The organism is Nocardiopsis prasina DSM 43845, assembly GCF_000341265.1.
Taxonomy (GTDB): domain Bacteria; phylum Actinomycetota; class Actinomycetes; order Streptosporangiales; family Streptosporangiaceae; genus Nocardiopsis; species Nocardiopsis prasina.
The window spans coordinates 1-18,511 of record NZ_ANAE01000102.1; the positions used below are offsets into that span (position 1 = coordinate 1).

At 69.1% G+C, this 18,511-nt stretch carries 16 protein-coding genes and 1 pseudogene; 11 read left to right on the forward strand and 6 right to left on the reverse strand.

Features of this window, described 5'->3' with window-relative positions:
• Positions 1 to 474: 474 nt before the first annotated feature.
• Entirely contained in the window at positions 475 to 1,101 is a 627-nt protein-coding gene (locus D452_RS0108835) for a dihydrofolate reductase family protein (RefSeq protein ID WP_017543792.1), read from the reverse strand.
• Positions 1,102 to 1,227: 126 nt separating this feature from the next.
• Between D452_RS0108835 and D452_RS0108840 the strand changes: the two genes are divergently transcribed.
• A complete protein-coding gene (locus tag D452_RS0108840; RefSeq protein ID WP_239646352.1) occupies positions 1,228 to 1,623 on the forward strand; it encodes a DUF7691 family protein in 396 nt (131 codons plus the stop codon).
• Between the two features lie 363 nt (positions 1,624 to 1,986).
• Here D452_RS0108840 and D452_RS0108845 read toward each other — a convergent pair whose 3' ends face one another.
• Positions 1,987 to 2,181 (reverse strand): hypothetical protein, encoded by a 195-nt coding sequence (locus D452_RS0108845; RefSeq protein WP_017543794.1) that lies wholly within the window; start codon positions 2,179 to 2,181, stop codon positions 1,987 to 1,989.
• 559 nt (positions 2,182 to 2,740) lie between these two features.
• On the opposite strand from D452_RS0108845, the pseudogene D452_RS31950 reads away from it, so the two are divergent.
• Together D452_RS31950 and D452_RS31310 are read left to right on the forward strand one after the other, a co-directional pair.
• Positions 2,741 to 2,962: pseudogene (locus D452_RS31950) on the forward strand (hypothetical protein); the annotation flags it as partial.
• Positions 2,963 to 3,144: 182 nt separating this feature from the next.
• Positions 3,145 to 3,954, forward strand: a complete 810-nt coding sequence (locus tag D452_RS31310; protein WP_017543797.1) for a GNAT family N-acetyltransferase — start codon at positions 3,145 to 3,147, stop codon at positions 3,952 to 3,954.
• A gap of 113 nt (positions 3,955 to 4,067) precedes the next feature.
• On the opposite strand, the gene fabG is transcribed toward D452_RS31310, so the two are convergent.
• From fabG to D452_RS0108875, 3 genes are all read right to left on the reverse strand, one after another.
• Positions 4,068 to 4,823: a 3-oxoacyl-ACP reductase FabG gene (fabG, locus tag D452_RS0108865; protein ID WP_017543798.1), complete on the reverse strand. Its 756-nt coding sequence runs from the start codon at positions 4,821 to 4,823 to the stop codon at positions 4,068 to 4,070.
• Positions 4,824 to 5,179: 356 nt separating this feature from the next.
• Positions 5,180 to 6,586 (reverse strand): GH1 family beta-glucosidase, encoded by a 1,407-nt coding sequence (locus D452_RS0108870; RefSeq protein WP_017543799.1) that lies wholly within the window; start codon positions 6,584 to 6,586, stop codon positions 5,180 to 5,182.
• Positions 6,587 to 6,643: 57 nt separating this feature from the next.
• Positions 6,644 to 7,594: a D-2-hydroxyacid dehydrogenase gene (locus D452_RS0108875; RefSeq protein WP_152498542.1), complete on the reverse strand. Its 951-nt coding sequence runs from the start codon at positions 7,592 to 7,594 to the stop codon at positions 6,644 to 6,646.
• An 86-nt stretch (positions 7,595 to 7,680) separates the two neighbouring features.
• Between D452_RS0108875 and D452_RS31685 the strand changes: the two genes are divergently transcribed.
• The 8 genes from D452_RS31685 to D452_RS0108915 all read left to right on the forward strand — a co-directional run bounded on the left by D452_RS31685 (position 7,681) and on the right by D452_RS0108915 (position 17,864).
• Complete coding sequence (locus tag D452_RS31685) at positions 7,681 to 8,442, forward strand: FadR/GntR family transcriptional regulator (protein WP_017543801.1); 762 nt, start codon at positions 7,681 to 7,683, stop codon at positions 8,440 to 8,442.
• 118 nt (positions 8,443 to 8,560) lie between these two features.
• Positions 8,561 to 9,391, forward strand: coding sequence for a hydroxypyruvate isomerase family protein (locus D452_RS27975; protein WP_152498543.1), 831 nt, complete (start codon positions 8,561 to 8,563; stop codon positions 9,389 to 9,391).
• A gap of 90 nt (positions 9,392 to 9,481) precedes the next feature.
• Positions 9,482 to 10,384 carry a 2-hydroxy-3-oxopropionate reductase gene (locus D452_RS0108890; protein ID WP_017543803.1) on the forward strand — a complete coding sequence of 301 codons (903 nt, stop codon included), beginning with the start codon at positions 9,482 to 9,484 and terminating at the stop codon, positions 10,382 to 10,384.
• A 143-nt stretch (positions 10,385 to 10,527) separates the two neighbouring features.
• Complete coding sequence (locus D452_RS0108895) at positions 10,528 to 12,657, forward strand: alpha-amylase family protein (RefSeq protein WP_017543804.1); 2,130 nt, start codon at positions 10,528 to 10,530, stop codon at positions 12,655 to 12,657.
• The gene (locus D452_RS0108900) at positions 12,654 to 14,648 is read left to right on the forward strand and encodes an alpha-amylase family protein (protein WP_017543805.1); all 1,995 of its coding nucleotides are present in this window, start codon (positions 12,654 to 12,656) and stop codon (positions 14,646 to 14,648) included. Before D452_RS0108895 ends, D452_RS0108900 begins: the two co-directional genes overlap by 4 nt.
• Before the next feature lie 133 nt (positions 14,649 to 14,781).
• The gene (locus tag D452_RS0108905; protein ID WP_017543806.1) at positions 14,782 to 16,065 is read left to right on the forward strand and encodes an ABC transporter substrate-binding protein; all 1,284 of its coding nucleotides are present in this window, start codon (positions 14,782 to 14,784) and stop codon (positions 16,063 to 16,065) included.
• Between the two features lie 3 nt (positions 16,066 to 16,068).
• Positions 16,069 to 16,989 carry a carbohydrate ABC transporter permease gene (locus tag D452_RS0108910; protein ID WP_083927472.1) on the forward strand — a complete coding sequence of 307 codons (921 nt, stop codon included), beginning with the start codon at positions 16,069 to 16,071 and terminating at the stop codon, positions 16,987 to 16,989.
• A complete protein-coding gene (locus D452_RS0108915) occupies positions 16,989 to 17,864 on the forward strand; it encodes a carbohydrate ABC transporter permease (protein ID WP_017543808.1) in 876 nt (291 codons plus the stop codon). The genes D452_RS0108910 and D452_RS0108915 overlap by 1 nt, the downstream gene beginning before the upstream one ends.
• A gap of 6 nt (positions 17,865 to 17,870) precedes the next feature.
• On the opposite strand, the gene D452_RS27980 is transcribed toward D452_RS0108915, so the two are convergent.
• The coding region (locus D452_RS27980) for a GntR family transcriptional regulator (protein ID WP_017543809.1) at positions 17,871 to 18,511 on the reverse strand (641 nt) is incomplete at its 5' end.

Genomic DNA, 18,511 nt, shown 5'->3' on the forward strand with positions numbered 1-18,511 from the left:
GCGGAACGGGTGGACCGCACGACCGGTGACCATCGGCGGGGGACCACGACCCTGGCTCGGGGACCCCCACCCGGCACACTGATCGACGACTGACCCCCGGTTGGGCGACCGAGGGAATCGGTTGGGAAAGGGCGACACCCCTCTCCTCCGACACGTCACCTCGTTGGGCGGAGGAACGCGTCGGCGGCCAGCCCGTTGGGGAGCACCATGGTGGGGGAGCTCCCGAACGGCAGGGGAGTCCGTACCGTCCGCGCACCGGCCACACGGCGCAGTGGCCGTTCGCTGCGGACAGTCCGGCTCCACGCCAGCCGGAGAGGCGGTCGTCCCGCATACCGGACGTGCCCGACGCAGCACCGGTGGGGTGATGCCTCGGGAAGCCGCGGAGGCCCGTTGCCACCTGTGTGCCTGGGTGCCACACAGACGTGCTTCGGGCCACCGCGGGCGTTCGCGTGCCAGAAACCGCCCGTTGTCCGGCTACGAGGTCAGTGAGTCCAGGCCCTCGTAGTCCGCCAGCGGTGCCGCCCCGGTGGAGGCGTACTCCAGCAGGAGCACCCCCGACGGGGTGTGGTCCCGCTCGACCAACCGGAACCCGGTGCTACCCGAAGGGTGCGTGAACAGTCTCCGGCCCTCACCCACCACGGTGGGCGCGACGACCAGGCGAAGGGTGTCGACCAGACCCGAAGCCACAAGAAAGCCGCCGAGTCGAGCGCTGCCGTGGATCTGCATCTCGCGGCCGGGCCGATCCCTCAACCTGCCCACGGCCGCGACCGGGTCCCCACCCAGCAAGGTGGTCGGGTCCCAGGAGCCCTCCTCCAGGGTGGAGCTCACGACGTACTTGGGAAGCGAGTTCATCCTGACCGTGAACGGGTCGGGCTCGGTGATTAGCGGCCAGTCACGCGCGAACGCCTCATACGTGCGCCGGCCGAACAGCAGCCCGTCCGCGTGGTCGAGCCACTCCGACGCGGTCCGCACGAACGCCGCGTCCATGAAGGGCACGAACCACCCGCCCCGGGTGAAGCCGTCGGAGGTGTCCTCGTCGGCCGAGCCTGGCCCCTGGCTGACACCGTCGAGGGAGACGAACTGGGTGAGGGTGATCTGCACGCTGACTCCTCTCCGACGGCCGCGTCCGGGCCGACGAGAACGCCAGTCTCACACGGCGGTCATCGCCGTCCCCGTCTCCACGCCGAGAGACCCGAACTGTCACAGGGGCTCCGTATCGTCCGGGACATGAGTTCAGGACTGATGGCCTTCAGCGTCGACCTCGACCGCGTCTCCCCTTCCTCCTCCGAGACCGTGCGGGACCAGTGCGAGGTCCACGGCAGCTTCCTCCACAACGCCTGCTTCTCCCCGGTGAAGTACTGGTGGCTGGAGAAGGTGGACCAGACCCTGTCGGGTCTCGGCGTGAACGCGGTGCGGGTCGAGTACCTGGCGGGCGATCAGGACGACGGTGACGAGTGGACCGCCAAGTCCGTGGGTCTGGCGGACGAGCAGGCACGCGCGGTGACCCCGGAGAGGATCGCGGAGATCGAGGACCCCTCCATGCGCGAGTCCGTCACCACGGTCCTGAGCTGGATCCGCACCGCAGCCAGCCGCGGCCACGGAATCATCGGCTTCTTCCACTGACCGGCTTCGGTCCTGCCCGCCTTGTCCGTGCGAGAGGTCAGTTCGTCCACGCGGTGCCAAGCGGCGGCCGACGCGTCAGTGCCCGCCTCTGGTTCCGGCAGCCCTGGAGCGATGGCGAGATAGGCGACCGAAACGATCCGTCCGCGAGGGCGCGAGCTCACCCCGGTGGGGTTCGATGCCCCTTTCGATGAGGAGTACGTGAAGGATCGAGGACCGCAACGTCTGGATCACGAGGTCGACAGTCAACAGCGCGGAGGGTGGTTGCCAGGTTTCGTTCGGTATGCGGCGAGAGCAGCTTCTTGTCACTTCAACAGAAAGCAGTCAGCAAAATTGGCGCTGGCGAACACCTCATGCGCGGTCGTGCTACACCGACCGCTGGTGCGCCTTCCACTCCCGGTGGAGTTTGCGCCGACGCTCGTAGTCCCTCTTCGCGCGGATCCTGGGATCGGTCTCGGGGCTGAGGGCCGCCGGGCCCATGACCTGCAGGAGTGCGTAGTTGATACGGAATCCCGTCCTATAAAGCAACGAGAACGAGTCTTTCCCGAGCGGCTTGTCCATGGCCGTTCACCTCACTGTTCACCGGGATCGCGGACCCGCGCCGCGAGAGCGCGGTCGAGCAGAGAATCCGTCTCCGTCCGCGGCCTTCCCCGAACAGCAGCGTACCCGCCCGGTTTTCGCCGCTTCGGTCGGCCCGCCCCACACGCCACTGCCCCCTGCGGGGCGGCATCGTGAGGGGGTGACATGCGGGTCCCGAGGAGGCGCCTTCAAAGCAGCGGAGCCTGAGGTGGGATCGAGCGCTCGATGGATCTCTTCATCTCGTTTCGGATGGCCTCAGGGTCAATCCGGCCCCCATGGAGGGCCGCGAACCACACCCGGTACCGCCCTACCTCGTTGGTCGCGGTGGTGCCCCTGTCGGTCCGGCTCCACGTGGACCACCTCGGCTTGATCGGCCGAGGGGTCCGGGGGTCTGCGGGGGGCGTCCACGGGGACCACCAGGAGGTTGACCCGTTCTGTCTCCACTAGGTCTGACACGTACCGGAGCTGTTCCAGCTGAACTTCTGGGAATCCCCGTGAACGGTATCGGCGCCGCCGTGGCGACCGCTCTGTTCAAGTCGCCCTTGACGTCCACAGTCTTGATCGTGCGGTCGAGATCGCCTCGGTTGCCGCAGCAGCTGGATTCGATTTCCTCGAGGTTGGTGATCCGCTGATCAAGAAGGCGGGTTCCGTCGCGATCGAGACGGTCAAGCGCCACGCACCAGACACGGCTGTGGTGGCGGAAATGATGTCCGCTGTCTGGGACGTGACCAGGTCGAGCTCGCAGCCGAAGCAGCGCGGCTGACGACGCCTTCGCCAGCAGCCGCGACTGGGATATCGTCATCGTCGGCCGTAGCATCGCCGACGCCGTCGCTCCTTCCGACATGGCACACCAGCTGTCCACCATCGTCCGCAAGATCAACAGATGGGAACCTCTGTGATCTTCACCCCCTTCGACTTGAACATATTGGCGAGGTCCAGCGGCTCATGGAGCTCGGCGGGCCCTACTTCCATGCACGCACCCTCTCCGATTACTGGCTTTACGCAACGTTGTTCTCCTCTACGTGCCCTCTCGCTATCGACGACGACGGCACAGTCATCGGAGCAGTCATGGCATTCCGATGCCAGGACGATCCCGCTGACGTCTACGTCCAGGACGTCATCGCGCATCCGCGACATCGCCGCCGGGGCATTACGCGATCCCTTCTGCAGGGCGTGGAGGCGCGGCTCCCCGACCACCGGCGGATCGACCTGGACACGGGCATCGCCGAATTGGGCAGGCGTCTCGCCAAGGAAAGGCTGAGCCGCACCGACGATCCGGGACGACAGGAGGTCGAACACCGTCTGCTCGGCCAGCGCCTGGCGAGGGCGGGGCGGCACGAGGAATCGCTCATGGTGTTGGAGCGGGCGGTCGAGCTGTGCAGGTCCCGGGTGGTGTGCGTTCCCGGCGGCCACGCACCCGATCTGGCGGGATGTCTGACCCTCCTGGGCCGTGAACACTTGGAGCTCGGCCACTGGGAAGAGGGGTTGCGCTGTAGCGAGGAGGCGGTGCGCCTCTACCGGGAGCTCCCCGAGGAGAAGCGCCGGGCCCACGCCCTCGACATGGCACGTGCTCTGGGGCAGGTCGCGGACCTGGTGGTCGTGGACCGCCGTTGGGCGGAGGCCCTGGCCGCGTGGACCCTGATGATGACCAACAGTGACGAACCGACTGACTGGCACCAGAGCGACACCCCAGAGATCTGGCTGGCCCGCCGCCCCCTGCTCTGGGCCCTGGCACGCCGGGCGAGAGAGGGGTGACGCTGAGGGTCTTGCCCGTTCGATTCGCTGCGGAAAGTGGTCGCTCACTTCCGACCGATACTTTATCTGTGGTGAGAGGACGGTCCTGGCTCCGGCCGGTGATGATGCGGTTCTCAACCGGGAGGCGCGAAGGCACCGCCGTCCTCGGGCAGCACCTGGCCGCCGTCGACGACGATGGCCTGACCGGTGATGAAGGAGGCCCCCGGCCCGGCCAGGAACAGACAGGTCGCTGCGATGTCCTCCACCTCTCCGACGCGGCCGAGAGGGATCGCCGCGCGCATGCGTTCGAGGTAGTCCGGGCCCATGTCATCCAGGCCTTCGGTGCGCACGTTGCCCGGAAGCACGGCGTTGACGGTGATGCCCCGTGGCGCGAGCTCCAGGGCGGCGCTGCGCATGAACCCCAACTGGGCCGCCTTGGTGGCACCGTAGTGCGTCCAACCCGCGTATCCGGTCAGCGGTCCGGTGATGGAGGAGGTGATCACCACGCGTCCCCGCTCGGAGACCGTCAGGGCCTCCACCGCGGCCTGCACCGTGAACACGGTGCCCTTGAGGTTGGTGTCGATGACCTGGCCCAGTTCGTCCTGGTCCATCGACACCAGCGGGGACGAGGGGAAGATACCGGCGTTGGCGCAGACCACGTCCAGACCACCGGTGCTGCGCACGGCCTGTTCGACCACGCGTGCGCAGTCCTCGGGATCGGCCACGTCCGCGACGGCCCACTCCGCTCCCGGAATGCCGTGAGCGGCCTCCCGTGCCCTGGCCTCGTCACGTCCGACGATCAGTACCCGGTCCCCGGCCCTCGCGAACGCCTTGGCGATGCCGAGCCCGATCCCCCTCGTGCCGCCGGTCACCAGAACCGTTCTGCCCACGGTCGCCTCCTGTCGCTGGACCGGTGACGGTCGTACCCCATCGGCGGTGGAGGAACCCACTGCGCAAGTTCGACGCGGTCTCTGGAATCAACCTGTCTGAGGACTCACTGAACCGAGACGTGGTTGCGCAACAGGTCGGTCGAGCTGAGGCCCTTGTGCCAGAAGTAGTTGTGGGTGACCCCCCTCCGGTCGTCGCTGCCTGTGTCGGGGCGCCCGATGGCTGCGAAGGGCCCGGTCGGCCTGGGGCGGGGCGAGCCGGTACGTGTCCAACCCCTGACCGGAATCCCGGACCCTCGGTCGGGCAGCGGCCCCGATCAGCGGGAGGATGCGTACCGGTGCTCGCCGCGCCGCGGGGATCAGCCGATCGTGTCGCGGCGCTGCCTGTGTCCCCGCACCAGCTCCCGGTACCAGTGGTAGCTGTCCTTGGGCGTACGTGTCAGCTTGTCGTAGTCCACGGAGATGATGCCGAAGCGGCGTTCGTAGCCGTAGGCCCACTCGAAGTTGTCGAGCAGCGACCAGACGAAGTAGCCGCGCACGTCGACCCCGGCCGCGATGGCGTCCGTGAGGGCGCTGAGGTGGTCCCGGAGGTAGTCGATGCGGTCCGCGTCGTGCACGACCCCGTCGGGGCCGGGCTCGTCAGGTTCGGCGGAGCCGTTCTCCGTGATGTGGATCGGAGGTAGTTCCGGGTACCGGCGGTGCAGGTCCACGAGCAGGTCGGTGAAGGACGCGGGGACCACCGGCCAGCCCATGGTGGTGTGCCGAACCCCTTCGATCGGCACCTCCCGTACCCCGATGTCCACGGCGGTGCGGGCGGACTCCTCGGGGACCGGGGCGTCGCCGAGCTGGATGGGCCGGTAGAAGTTCAGGCCCAGGAAGTCCAGGGGCTGTGCGATGACCGACAGGTCCCCGGGCTCGCGGTAGCTGCCGTCGGCCATCGGACCCCAGGTCGCCTCCTCGTTGTCGGGGTAGGCGCCGCGCAGCAGGGGGTCCAGCCACACGCGGTTGTGGAGGGTCTCGGCACGGTCGACCGCGGCGGCGTCCTCGGCGGAGTCGGTCGCGGGCAGCAGGCGGTCGGGGTTGAGGGTGATCCCGACCTCGGCGTCGCGGCCGTGCGCGGCGGCGGAGGCGCGCAGTTCCCTCGCCGCGAGCCCGTGCGCCAGCAGTAGGTGCTGGGCCACGGCCAGGGCGGGTGTGCCCTCCCTGGTCCCGGGGGCGTGACGGCCCACCGCGTGGCCGACGAACGCGGTGCAGTGGGGCTCGTTGAGCGTGATCCAGCGCTTGATGCGGTCGCCGAGGTGGTCGGCGACCACGCGGGCGTAGGCGGCGAAGTGGTGCGCGGTGCTGCGGACCCGCCAACCGCCGCCGTCCTCCAGGGCCTGGGGCAGGTCCCAGTGGTAGAGCGTGGCCACCGGTTCGATGCCCGCCTCCCGCAGGGCGTCGACGAGTCTGCTGTAGAACGCCAGGCCTTCGGGGTTGACCTCACCGGTGCCGTCGGGGAGGACGCGAGGCCAGGCGATGGAGAAGCGGTAGGTGTCCACGCCCAGCTCCTTGAGCAGGGCGATGTCCTCCTCGTACCGGTGGTAGTGGTCGCAGGCGACGTCGCCGCTCTCGCCTCGGGCCACTTTTCCGGGGGTACGGGAGTAGGTGTCCCAGATAGAGGGCCCGCGTCCGCCCTCTCGGGCGGCGCCCTCGATCTGGTAGGCGGCCGTGGCCGCGCCGAAGAGGAAGTCCGGCGGGAACTGGGGCAGTGCGTGGTGGGTCATGGTGCCTTCCGTGTGTCAGTGGTGCCGCGGCTGCTTCGGGGGAGCCGCGCGGTCGGCTCAGTAGCCGGCGGACTTGTCGACGACGTTGCGCAGGGGCCGCCCCTGGGCGAACCGCTCCAGGTTGTCGACGAAGATGTCCAGTCCCCTGCGGCGGGTCTGTGCGGTCGTCGCCCCGTTGTGGGGGGTGACGACGGTGTTGGGCAGTGCCCAGAAGGGGCTGTCCTCGGGCAGGGGCTCCTCGCCGTGTGCGTCGAGGCCCGCTCCGGCGATCCACCCTTCGGCCAGTGCTCGCAGCAGGGCCCGGTCCCGCACGATTCCGCCGCGGGAGACCACGATGAGGTGGGCTGTCTCCTTCATGGCCCGGAGCTCGGCCTCATCGATGAGGTTCGCGGTGCTCGGGGTGTCCGGTGCCGTGACGACGACGAAGTCGGATTCGGCCAGGAACCGGTGGAGCTGTTCGGGAGGGTGGACGGTGTCCACACCGGGGGCGGGGAGGTCGGCCCGTCGCCGCAGGCCCACCACGCGCATGTGGAAGGCCCGTGCCTTCGTCGCGAGGTCGAGCCCGGAGTGTCCGAGCCCGATGATGCCGCAGGTGAGTCCGGCCAGTTCACCGTGCTGGAAGCGCTCCCAACGGCGTTCGGACTGCGCCTTCGCCCAGCGCGGGGCGTCGCGGTTGAGCATGAGCATCAGCATCATGGCGTGTTCGGCCAAGGGGACGGCGCCGTTGCCGACGGAGGAGGTGAGTTCGGCGGGATGGGAGTCCAGCCCCGCGGCGAGTTCGTTGTTCACCCCCGCCGCCCAGCTGTGCACCCACCGCGCCGCCCCCGCCCGGCGCAGTTCCTCAGCGGTCGGGGACCCGGCGATGGCCGTTGCGGATCCCAGCAGGTCGGCGCGGTCGCTGAGCCGTGGCGTGAACTCGACCCGGGCGGGGCCCGCGGCGTCTCGGATCCTCTTCTCCTCCTCGGGCTCGAACCGCCCGCTCACCAGTACTGGTCCGTGCTCGGGCACGAACGATCACGTCCTTCGGTCGCTCTGCTAATTTGAGGTCTGATTGGTCCGACCGGTCCGGTGAGTATAGGGAAGGCGTGTGTGGGATGTCACGAGGGGGTCGCCCGGTCTTCCGGGCCGTCGAACGCTCCAAGGTCTACTCCTCCGTCGCGGACCAGATCCTCGCCGGGGTGCGTTCCGGCGCCTTCCCGGCGGGCGACCCGCTTCCCGCCGAGCGCGTACTGGCCGAGCAGTTCGAGGTCGGGCGCGGTTCGGTCCGGGAGGCGATCCGGGTCCTGGAGCACGCGGGCGTCCTGGACGTCCGGGTCGGCAGCGGCACCTACGTCTTGGGGGACGGGGGGTCCCGGGAGAGCGTGCTCAGGGCCCGCGCCGCGGTGGCCGGCGAGCACAGCCCCCTGGACCTCGTCGTGGCCAGGGCCTCGGTCGAGCCCGCGTGCGCCGAATACGCGGCCCAGGCCAGGAACTCCAACGACCTCAAGGTCCTCCAGGACCTGGTCCGCAAGCAGGAGGAGGTCCTGCGGAAGGGCGAAGACCCCTCCACTGTGGACGCCGACTTCCATCTGGCGGTGGCGGCCGCGTCCCACAACAGCGTCCTGTTCTCGCTGGAGCGGAACCTGGTCGACCTCATGGGTGAACCGATGTGGAGCGGACTCAAGGGGCGCTCGCTCGGCCGGGAGAACCAGTCCGAGCGCTACCTCGACCACCACCGGCAGATCCTCCTCGCGATCGAGCGGCGCGACCACCGCCGGGCCCGCCAGCTCATGACCGTGCACATGAGTGAGATCGAGACCGGCCTCCTCGCGGAACTGGGCTCCTACCCCGGCGACCAGGCGCCCGCTGACGGCTGAACCCGGGCCGGGCGGTTGACAGGGCGGCTTCCGCGCGCCTAGCTTCTCCATCGGTCGGGTGGTCAGACCAATTTTCTCTTGGTCGGACCACTGTCACGCCGCACACGAGGAGAGAACCGTGGCCCCACCACGCTATGCAGTGAACTGCTCGATCATGATGAAGGACCGGCCGCTGAAGGAGCGGCTCGCGGCCGCACGCGAGGCCGGTTTCGAAGCGGTGGAGTTCTGGTGGCCCTTCGCCACCCCTGACCCCGGTGCCGACGAGGTCTCCGGCTTCGTCGAGACGGTCCGTGCGTCCGGGCTCCGGTTGGTGGGGCTCAACCTCTACGCGGGTGACATGCCGGGCGGGGACCGCGGCGTCGTCTCGTGGCCGGACAGCGCGGGGGAGCTTCGGGCCAGTGCGGCGGTGGCCGCCCGGATCGGAGAGGAGCTGGACTGCCGCTCCTTCAACGCCCTCTACGGGAACCGTCGCTCCGACACGTCCGACACCGAGCAGGACGCGGCCGCCGTGCGTGCCCTCGGCGCGGTCGCCGAGGAGGTCGCGGCCATCGGTGGTCAGATCCTGGTCGAGCCGGTCAGCGGGGCCCCGGACTACCCGCTCCTGACGGCTGAGGACGCCGTCGGAGTGATCGACAGGGTCGAGCGCGAGACCGGGGCGGACAACCTGCGCCTGCTCTTCGACCTCTACCACCTCGCTGTCAACGGTGACGACGTGCCCGCGGCACTCACCCGACACCACGACCGCGTCGGCCACGTGCAGGTGGCCGACGCGCCGGGCCGCGGCGCCCCCGGAACAGGCGGGCTCCCCCTCGGCGCATGGATCCAGGCGATCACGGACGGGGGCTACTCCGGCTGGTTCGCCCTGGAACACACGGGGGAGGGGACCGACCCCTTCGGCTGGCTGGCCGACTCCGGCCTCCCGGGGCTTCCTGGCCGGTCGGGCGCATGAGCGGCCAGGATCCCCGCGTTTCCCGGGCCCGCCGGTCCTCGCGGGCGTGTTTCGGCGGACCCGGTCCGCATCCGACCGATCAAGGAGTTCATGGTGAGTAAGCAGACGACGGCGTTCATCGGACTGGGCGTCATGGGCGCGCCCATGGCCCTCAACCTCGTCCGGGCCGGTTTCGACGTGGTGGGCTACAACCGCAGCGCCGCCAAACGCGAGGCCCTGGAGCGGTCGGGGGGCCGAGCGGCGTCCTCGGTCGCGGAGGCCGTTGCCGGGGCGGACGTGGTGATCACGATGCTGCCGGACTCCCCGGACGTGGAGTCGGTGGTTCTGGGGGAGGACGGCGCCCTGGAGCACATGCGGTCCGGTGCCGTGCTGATCGACATGAGCACGGTCCGCCCGGAGACGGCGGTGGCTGTCGCCGAGGCGGCCGCCGCCAAGGGCGTCGAGGCCCTGGACGCCCCGGTCAGCGGTGGTGAGCAGGGCGCGGTCGAGGCCAAGCTCTCGATCATGGTGGGGGGCGGCGCCGACGCCTTCGACGCGGCCCGCCCCGTCCTGGACGCCCTCGGTACGACGGTGGTCCACGTCGGTCCGGCCGGTGCGGGCCAGACGGTCAAGGCCGCCAACCAGCTGATCGTGGCGGGCACGCTGCAACTCGTGTCCGAGGCCCTGGTGTTTCTCGACGCGCACGGTGTGGACCGGGAACGCGCGGTGGAGGTCCTCTCCGGCGGGCTCGCCGGGAGCACGGTGCTGGAGCGCAAGGCGGCCTCGATGCTCGCCCGCGAGTTCGCTCCGGGGTTCCGGGTGGACCTGCACCACAAGGACCTGGGGATCGTGACGTCCGCGGCGCGTGAGACCGGAGTGGCCATCCCGCTGGGAGCGCTCACGGCGTCTCTGGTGGCGTCGCTGCGGTCGCAGGGGCACGGCAGCCTGGACCACTCCGCGCTGTTGTTGCAGGTGGAGAGGCTCTCGGGTCGGGAGGACGCCGGGGAGAACTGACCTCGGCCCTGTGGTCGGGCACATTGTCAGTCTTGAAATCTTGACTGACAATGTGCCTATACTTGCCTGCCTTCGTCGCGAGGAGCCTCCGGAGAACCAAGGCCGTCCGGGGCCGCGCCGAGGTCGATGAGAGGACCAGCCACATGGCACAGGGTGTTACCGGAAACGGAACCCAGAGCGCGGCCGGCGCCGTGCGGGTACCTGACTGGCATCTGGGCGCGACCCGGTGGACGCAGCTCACGCTGACCGAGAACGACCCCGGTCGATTCGATCCCGGCCACTGGATCGACATCATGCGTGAGACCAGGTCGAACGCGGCCTGTATCAGCGCGGGCGGCTACATCGCCTTCTACCCGACGGACATCCCGTACCACTACCGCAGCTCCCACCTCGCGGACACCGACCCCTTCGGCGAACTGGTCGAGGGCGCCCGGAGCCTCGACATGCACGTCATGGCCAGGGTGGACCCCCACGCCGTCCACCCGGACGCCGCCGCAGCACACCCGGAGTGGCTGGCGCGCGACGCCGACGGCAGCCCGCGGGAGCACTGGGGCTACCCGGACATCTGGCTCACCTGCCCCTTCGGGAGCTACAACCGCGAGTTCATCACCGAGGTGGCCCGGGAGATCGTCACCCGCTACGACGTGGACGCCGTCTTCGCCAACCGCTGGCAGGGCCACGGGATCTCCTACAGCGAGACGGCCCGACGCAGCTTCCGTGACGAGACCGGCTACGACCTCCCCCGTTCCGAGGGGGACACCTCCGACCCCGCCTGGCGCGCCTACGTGGTCTGGCGCCGCCGCAAACTGAGCGACCTGGTGAGCCTGTGGGACCAGGCCGTGCGGGACGTCCGGCCGCACGCGCGGTTCATCCCCAACCTGGGCAGCATCGCCGCGCGCGACCTCGACCGCGACATGCTGGTCAGGCACTTCCCCTTCTTCCTCATCGACAAGCAGGGCCGATCCGGGGTCGAGGCTCCGTGGTCCGCCGGACGCAACGGCAAGCGGAGTCGGGCCGTCTTCAGGGACAGGCCGGTCGGGCTCATCACCTCCATCGGTCCGGAGCACCACCAGCACCGCTGGAAGGACTCCGTCGCTCCCGGGGCCGAGACCGCCACCTGGATCGTCGACGGGTTCGCCCAGGGCGCCTTCCCCTGGTTCACCAAATTCAACGGGATGGTCCCCGACCCCCGGTGGATCCGACCCGTGGCCGAGGCGTTCGAGCTGCACGAGCGGCTGGAACCGGAGTTCGCCGGACGCAGGATCACGGCGGACGTCGCCCTCCTCGAAGCGGCCGGACCCGAGGCGGCGCGCACCGGGGGCCGGGCCCACGAAGAGGGCTTCTACCACGCGCTGGTCGAGGCCCGCATCCCCTTCGAACTCGTGGCCGAACAGAACCTGACCGTGGACGAGCTGTCCCAGTTCAAGGTCCTGGTCCTGCCCGACGCAGAGCGTCTGAGCGTTGAGCAGTGCCGCACCATCCAGGCCTACACCGAGGCCGGAGGCAGTGTCGTCGCCGCCCACCGGTCATCGCTCGACGACGAGTACGGGACACCGCGCGCGAACTTCGGACTCGCGGAGGTCTTCGGAGCGGACCTGAACACCCCTGTCAGGGGCCCCGTGAAGAACAACTACATCGCGCTCACCGAAGAGCACCCGCTCACCCAAGGGTTCGAGGGCGCCCAGCGCCTCATCGGCGGGACCGAACTCATCGGCGTCACCGCGCGCCCCGGCACCGGGGTGCCCTTCCGGTTCCTGCCCGACTACCCCGACCTCCCGATGGAGGAGGTCTACCCCCGGGCCGAGCCCGACGCCCCGGCCGTCGTGACCAGGGAACTCCCTGGCGGAGGGCGTTCGGTGTACGTGCCGTTCAACCTCGGGGCCCTCTTCTGGGAGGCTCTTCAGGCGGACCACGGCACGATCATCGCCAACGCCGTGCGCTGGGCCCTGGGCGGCTCGGAGAGGGTACGGGTCACCGGTTCCGGCCTGGTCGACCTGGCCGTCTGGGAGGACGCCGACTCGGTCGCCGCCGCCCTGGTCAACCTGACCAACCCCATGGCGCTCAAGGGGCCGATCCGGGAGACGGTCCCCATGCCCGAACAGCGTGTGTCGGTGGCCCTGCCCGAGGGCGCCACCGGTGCCACCGCTCGCCTGCTCGTGGCGGGCACCGACGCCGAGGTCACGGTCAGCGGGGGCCGAGCGGAGGCCCTCGTCGCGACCGCGCAGCTCATGGAGATGGTGAGCTTCACGTGGATTCGGGAGGACCGCTCATGAGCCGGGACGACCTGTGGTGGCACGGGCCCTTCCAGATGTTCCAGACCAATCTCAGGGAGATCGACGCCGGCCTGGACGTGCACAGGGTCCTCGACTATCTGGAGGAGTTCGGCGCGGGAGCCTGGCTGCTCAGTGTCGGGGGCATCATCGCCAACCACCCCTCGGACCTGGAGTTCCAGACCCGTAACCCGGCGCTGGCCGAGCGTCCCTCCGGGGACCTCGTGGGTGACGCGGTGGCGGCCGCGGGCGAGCGCGGTATTCGCGTCCTGGCCCGGATGGACTTCTCCAAGGTCGACCACCGACGGGCCGAACGGCACCCCGAGTGGTGTTTCACCGGGGCGGACGGCACGCAGCAGGTGTACAACGGCCTGACCAGCGTGTGCCCCAACGGAGACTACTACCAGCGGCACCTCTTCGCCGTGGTCGACGAGGTGCTCGACCGCTACCCGGTCGACGGCTTCTTCTTCAACTGGATGTCCTTCAACGAGGTCGACTACAGCGGGGTGCACCGAGGGACCTGCCACTGTCTCCCCTGCCAGCGCGCCTTCGCCGAATTCGCACCCGGCGTCGCGCTGCCGACCGGGCCGGATTCGGACACCTACCAGGTCTGGAAGCGGTTCGCGGCGGGGGTGCTGGACGATCTCACCGCACGGGTCAGGGACCATGTGAGCCGCCGCAGGCCCGAAGCGCCCCTGATCCTCGGGGACCGTGCCGACATCGTCTTCCACGAGGCCAACAACGCGGTCGGCCGCACGCTGTGGCACCACCGAACGGCCGAGCACGTGAGCGCGGCCCGGACCTTCCGCCCGCACGTCCCCGTGCTCACCAACGCCGTCGGTTTCGTGGACATGCCCTACCGTCTGGCCGGTGAGGACCCCCGCCACTTCGCGCAGTTCCTGGTACAGGCGATCTCGCGGGGGGCGAACCCCTCCACCTACATCATGGGGACCCCCGACGACGTCACCTACGAGTGCCTGGACGTGGCCTCGGAGATCACCCGGTTCCACCGCGACAACCCGGAGACCTACCGGGATCTACGGCCCGCCGCGCGCGTCGTCCTCGTCCGTCCCGATCCGCTCAGACGCGCCTCCCCGAGGACGGAGGAGGCGACCGAGGAGTTCCGCGGGCTGTACACAGCCCTGGTCGAAGCGCACGTCCCCTTCGACGTCCTGCCCGAGTCCCGGATACCGGACGTGGAGGAGCAGGGGCGGCTGGGGGCGTACGGCCTGATCGTCCTGCCCGACCTCGGGCCGTTGGCGCCGAAGGCGGTGGGTGTCCTGGACCGGTTCGTCTCCGGCGGCGGAGGCGTGCTGGGCACCGGCTCCAGCGGCTTCGAGGGGGACGGGTCACAGTTGGAGGGGGCTCCGGTACTGAGGAGGACGGCGGTCCGTGACACCGTCGAGTCCGTTCGGTCCATGCACCTGCGCCGTCCCGGGAGGGACGGGCGCGGACCGCGGGGGGACCTGCCGGTGCTGGGGGCCTTCCACGTCGTCGAGCCGGTCGCGGACGCCGACACCGATCTGCCCGTCCTGTCCAGGGCTCCCTACGGGCCGCCGGAGAAGTGCCACGGCCACCTCCCGCTCGACCTCCACGGCGTTCTGCGCCGCGCCCAGGGAAGGGGCCGCCTCACCGTCATGCCCTGGACCCCGGGGCGCGCCTACCGCCAGGCGGGGCTGGGAGGGCTCAGGGACGTCTTCGTGGACGAGGTGTCGCGCACGGCCGAAGGACCCGTCCGGATCGAGACCGACCTGCCCGAACAGGTCGAGGTCGTGCTGGGCACGTCGGCGTCCGGGGGAGTGGTTCACCTGGTCAACCACTCCGGAGACGTGCCGCAGGGCTTCCGGTCACCGCTCCCGGTGGAGGGACGGTATCTGCGCGTTCCCTGGTGGCCGGAGCAGCCTTCGCGGGCGCTTCGGGCGGACACCGCGCTGGTCGGCGACAGCCGGGTGGAGCTTCCGCGAATCGGCCTCTTCGAGGTCCTGACCGCGTGACCTGGCGAAAGCCCCCTGTAACTTTGTCAAACAAGTATTCATGAATCATTGACATACCAGATACACCCCGGAAGCATGGCCTGTGAGGCTGCGCACCCAGGCGGGTGACATCCCCCGCAGCGAAGGGAATGTGATGAAGAATTTCGACCGGCGCTCGTTTCTGGCGTTGACCGGTATGGGCGCCCTCGGGGCGTCCACCCTCCTGGCTGGTTGCGGCAGCGGGTCCTCCGGGGCGGCGCTGCGCTATGCCTGGTGGGGAAACACCGTCCGCCAACAGACCTACAGCCAGGCTCTTGAGGAGTTCCAGGAGGCCAACCCCGACATCAGCGTCGACCCGGAGTTCGCGGAGTACGGCGCCTTCCAGGAGCGCATGACCACGCAGATGGCCGCCCGAAACGTCGCGGACATCTTCTGGGTGGCCTCCCCCCAGGTCATGACCTACGAGGCCAACGGTCTGTACCGTCGGCTGGACGACATCCCCACCCTCGACCTGTCCGACTACAGCGACGACGACATCGAGTCCTTCTCCTTCGACGGTCAGCTCCTGACCATGCCCCACGGAGTCTTCGCTCCGGTCGCCCGGTACAACGAGACCTTCCTCGAAGAGGACGGGGCGACGCTGCCCGGCGAGGACTGGACCTGGGAGGAGCTCTCGGAGTTCCTCATCGACTACGCCGCAGGCAACTCCGGCGGGCGCAGAGGGGCGAGCTACACCCCCGACCAGGACATGGCGTTCGAAGCGTGGCTGCGGCAGCGCGGCCAGGACCTGTGGACCGAGGACGGCTCCATCGGGTTCGACGCGGAGGCACTCGGCGACTGGTTCGAGTGGTGGCGCGTCCTGCTGGACGAGGGCGCCGTGCTGAGCCTGGGAGAGCAGGAGGGGATGCAGCCCGACTTCTCCGCCGTCGGTGACAACATCCTGCTCAACTTCGGCAGCTCCAACCACATCATCGACGAAGCGGCCATGTTCCCCGACTACAAGTACCGGCTCCGTATGGTTCCGGCCGGTGAGGACGCTTCGGAGGGCCACCGGTTCCTGTACTTCCCCCGGCTCGCCATCTACTCGGGAATCGACGACGACAAGGTCGAGGCCGCCGGCCAGTTGGTCGACCACAACGTCAACAACAGTGACTTCCTCAAGACCGTTGGGCTGACCATGGGCGCTCCGCCCAACCCCCGGCTCCTCCAGGAGGCCTACGAGTTCGCCTCCGAGGACGAGACCGAGATGCTGGAGGTGGTCGAGGCCACCCGTGAGGAGGACCAGCGTCCCCGCTACGAGGCTCCTCCCGGTACCGGTACCTGGCGCGAGGCCCTCTCCCGCGCCTCCGAGAGCATCGCGCTGGGCGACGCCGGGGTGTCGGAGACCGCCGAGTCCCTCATCGCCGAGATCCAGTCCGGCATCGACCAGGGGGCGTAGGGCGTGGCACCACTGCTCAGACGCCGCGCGCCGCGCCCGGGGGCCGCCGAAAGGCGTCGGGGGCGCGCGGCCTACGTCTTCCTGACCCCGTGGCTCCTCGGGTTGGGACTGGTGACCGGGGTCCCCTTGGCGGCCTCCCTCTACCTGGCCTTCACTGACTACAACATCCTCGGAACGCCGTCCTTCACGGGTCTGGCCAACTTCGAGCGCATGTTCGCGGACGAACGCTTCTGGGCGGCCTCCTCCGTCACCGCCCGGTACGTGTTCATCTCCGTCCCCCTTCAGCTGATGTTCGCCCTGCTGCTGGCGGTCGTGCTCGACCGCGGACTCCGGGGGCTGTCCTTCTACCGGGGCGCCTTCTACCTGCCGTCGCTGCTCGGCGCCAGCGTCGCCATCGTCATCCTCTGGCGGGAGATCTTCGGGCACAACGGCCTGGTCAACGATGTCCTGGCCTTCGTGGGGATCGAGGGCCAGAGCTGGCTCCAGAACCCCTCCACCGCGCTGTCCACCCTGATCGTGCTGAACGTGTGGACCTTCGGCTCCCCGATGGTGATCTTCCTGGCGGGCCTGCGGCAGATCCCCGAGGAGTACTACGAGGCCGCGAAGGTCGACGGAGCCTCACGGCTCAGGCAGTTCCGGCACATCACCGTACCGATGCTCACCCCGATCATCTTCTTCAACCTCATCCTCCAGACGATCGGCTCGTTCCAGACCTTCACCCAGGCGCACGTGATCAGTGGTGGCACCGGAGGCCCGGTGGACTCCACCCTCTTCTACACCCTCTACGTGTACCAACAGGGGTTCAGGGCGTTCGAAATGGGCTACGCGTCCGCGCTGGCGTGGGTTCTGCTCCTGGTGATCGGCGCGGTGACCGCCCTCCACTTCATCCTGTCCAAGTTCTGGGTCTTCTACGGAGACGACTGATGATCGACGCCGCATCCGTCGCGAGCGCACGCGGTCAGCGGCAACGCCGCAGGCGGCGGTCCGCGATACTCAAACACGCCGCCCTGCTGGTGTTCCTGGCCCTGATGATCTACCCGCTGGTGTGGATGGCGGTCAGCGCCTTCAAACCGGCGCACCTCATCCTCACCGAGCCCGGCCTGATCCCCAGCGAGACGACGTTCGAGAACTTCAGGGACGGCTGGCACGCCCTCAACCGCCCGTTCTCCGTGTTCTTCCTGAACTCGGTCGTCGTGACGGTCGGGGCGATCCTCGGGAACCTGTTCTCGTGCTCGCTGGCCGCCTACGCGCTCGCCCGGCTGGAGTTCCGGCCGCGACGACTGTTCTTCGCGATCACCCTGGTCTCGGTGATGCTGCCGATGCACGTACTGATCATTCCGCAGTACATCTTCTTCGCCCAGCTGGGGTGGGTGGACACCTACCTGCCTCTGCTGATCCCGAAGCTTCTGGCCACCGACGCCTTCTTCATCTTCCTCATGGTCCAGTTCATCCGGGGCATCCCCCGGGACCTGGACCGTGCGGCGGAGATCGACGGTGCCGGGCCGTTCCGGGTGTTCTGGCACGTGATCCTGCCGCTCATGCGCCCCGCGCTGGTCACCACGACCATCTTCACCTTCATCTGGACGTGGAACGACTTCTTCACACCGCTGATCTACCTGACCTCGACGGACATGTACACCGTGCCCGTCGCCCTCAGTGCGATGGTGAGCTCGGAGAACCAGCAGGGGATCGGGATGCTGTTCGCGATGTCCCTGGTCTCGCTCGTCCCGGTGATCGTGTTCTTCGTCTTCGCCCAGCGCTACCTGATCCGGGGCATGGTCACCAGCGGACTCAAGTAGAAAGGCCTACTCGTTGCTCTGCGCCGCCTCCCTGGACTCGGCCTCCAGCCGGGCCAGGAGGCGGTCCCGGGCGTTGGCCAGGTGTTCGTCCAGGCGCTGCGTCGCCTGGTCGGGACGGCGCTCGCGGATGCTCTCCAGGATCGCCGAGTGCTCGTGCGCGACGGTGCTCGACTGGGCCGACCTGTGTGCCTGGAACCGGCCCATGGTCAGGTGCACCTCGCCCATGATCAGCTCGTGCATCCGGGTCAGCCGCTCACTTCCGACACCGGCCACCAGAGCCGTGTGGAAGGCGATGTCGGCGTCGACCTGCTTCTCGAAGCTCTGCTCCCGGGCGGCGGCCTCGACCAGCAACTGGGCCTCGTCGGCTTCGGCCGGCACGAATCCCTGGTCGGCCAGGGTGGTGACCGCCGAGGTCTCCACCGTGTTCCGGGCGAAGAAGAGGTCCCGGATCTCGTCCGCGGTGAACGCGGGGACGACCGCGGTCTTGTGCGCCGTCCGGCGGAGCAGCCCCAGCGTGGTCAGTCGCTCCAGGCACGCCTTGGCGGTCGGACGAGCCACGTCGTACTCGGTGGCGATCCGGTGCTCGGTGAGTTTCTCACCGGCTGCGATCTCCCCGTTGACGATGCGGCGGGGCCGGGGCTGGGACA

Excerpts from the sequence above, each read along its gene's own strand:
- D452_RS0108840 (WP_239646352.1), top strand. The coding sequence starts at position 1,228 with ATGAGTTCAGGACTGATGGCCTTCAGCGTCGACCTCGACCGCGTCTCC.
- D452_RS0108845 (WP_017543794.1), bottom strand. The coding sequence starts at position 2,181 with ATGGACAAGCCGCTCGGGAAAGACTCGTTCTCGTTGCTTTATAGGACG.
- D452_RS31310 (WP_017543797.1), top strand. The coding sequence starts at position 3,145 with ATGGAGCTCGGCGGGCCCTACTTCCATGCACGCACCCTCTCCGATTAC.
- D452_RS0108870 (WP_017543799.1), bottom strand. The coding sequence starts at position 6,586 with ATGACCCACCACGCACTGCCCCAGTTCCCGCCGGACTTCCTCTTCGGC.
- D452_RS31685 (WP_017543801.1), top strand. The coding sequence starts at position 7,681 with ATGTCACGAGGGGGTCGCCCGGTCTTCCGGGCCGTCGAACGCTCCAAG.
- D452_RS0108890 (WP_017543803.1), top strand. The coding sequence starts at position 9,482 with ATGGTGAGTAAGCAGACGACGGCGTTCATCGGACTGGGCGTCATGGGC.
- D452_RS0108895 (WP_017543804.1), top strand. The coding sequence starts at position 10,528 with ATGGCACAGGGTGTTACCGGAAACGGAACCCAGAGCGCGGCCGGCGCC.
- D452_RS0108900 (WP_017543805.1), top strand. The coding sequence starts at position 12,654 with ATGAGCCGGGACGACCTGTGGTGGCACGGGCCCTTCCAGATGTTCCAG.
- D452_RS0108905 (WP_017543806.1), top strand. The coding sequence starts at position 14,782 with ATGAAGAATTTCGACCGGCGCTCGTTTCTGGCGTTGACCGGTATGGGC.
- D452_RS0108915 (WP_017543808.1), top strand. The coding sequence starts at position 16,989 with ATGATCGACGCCGCATCCGTCGCGAGCGCACGCGGTCAGCGGCAACGC.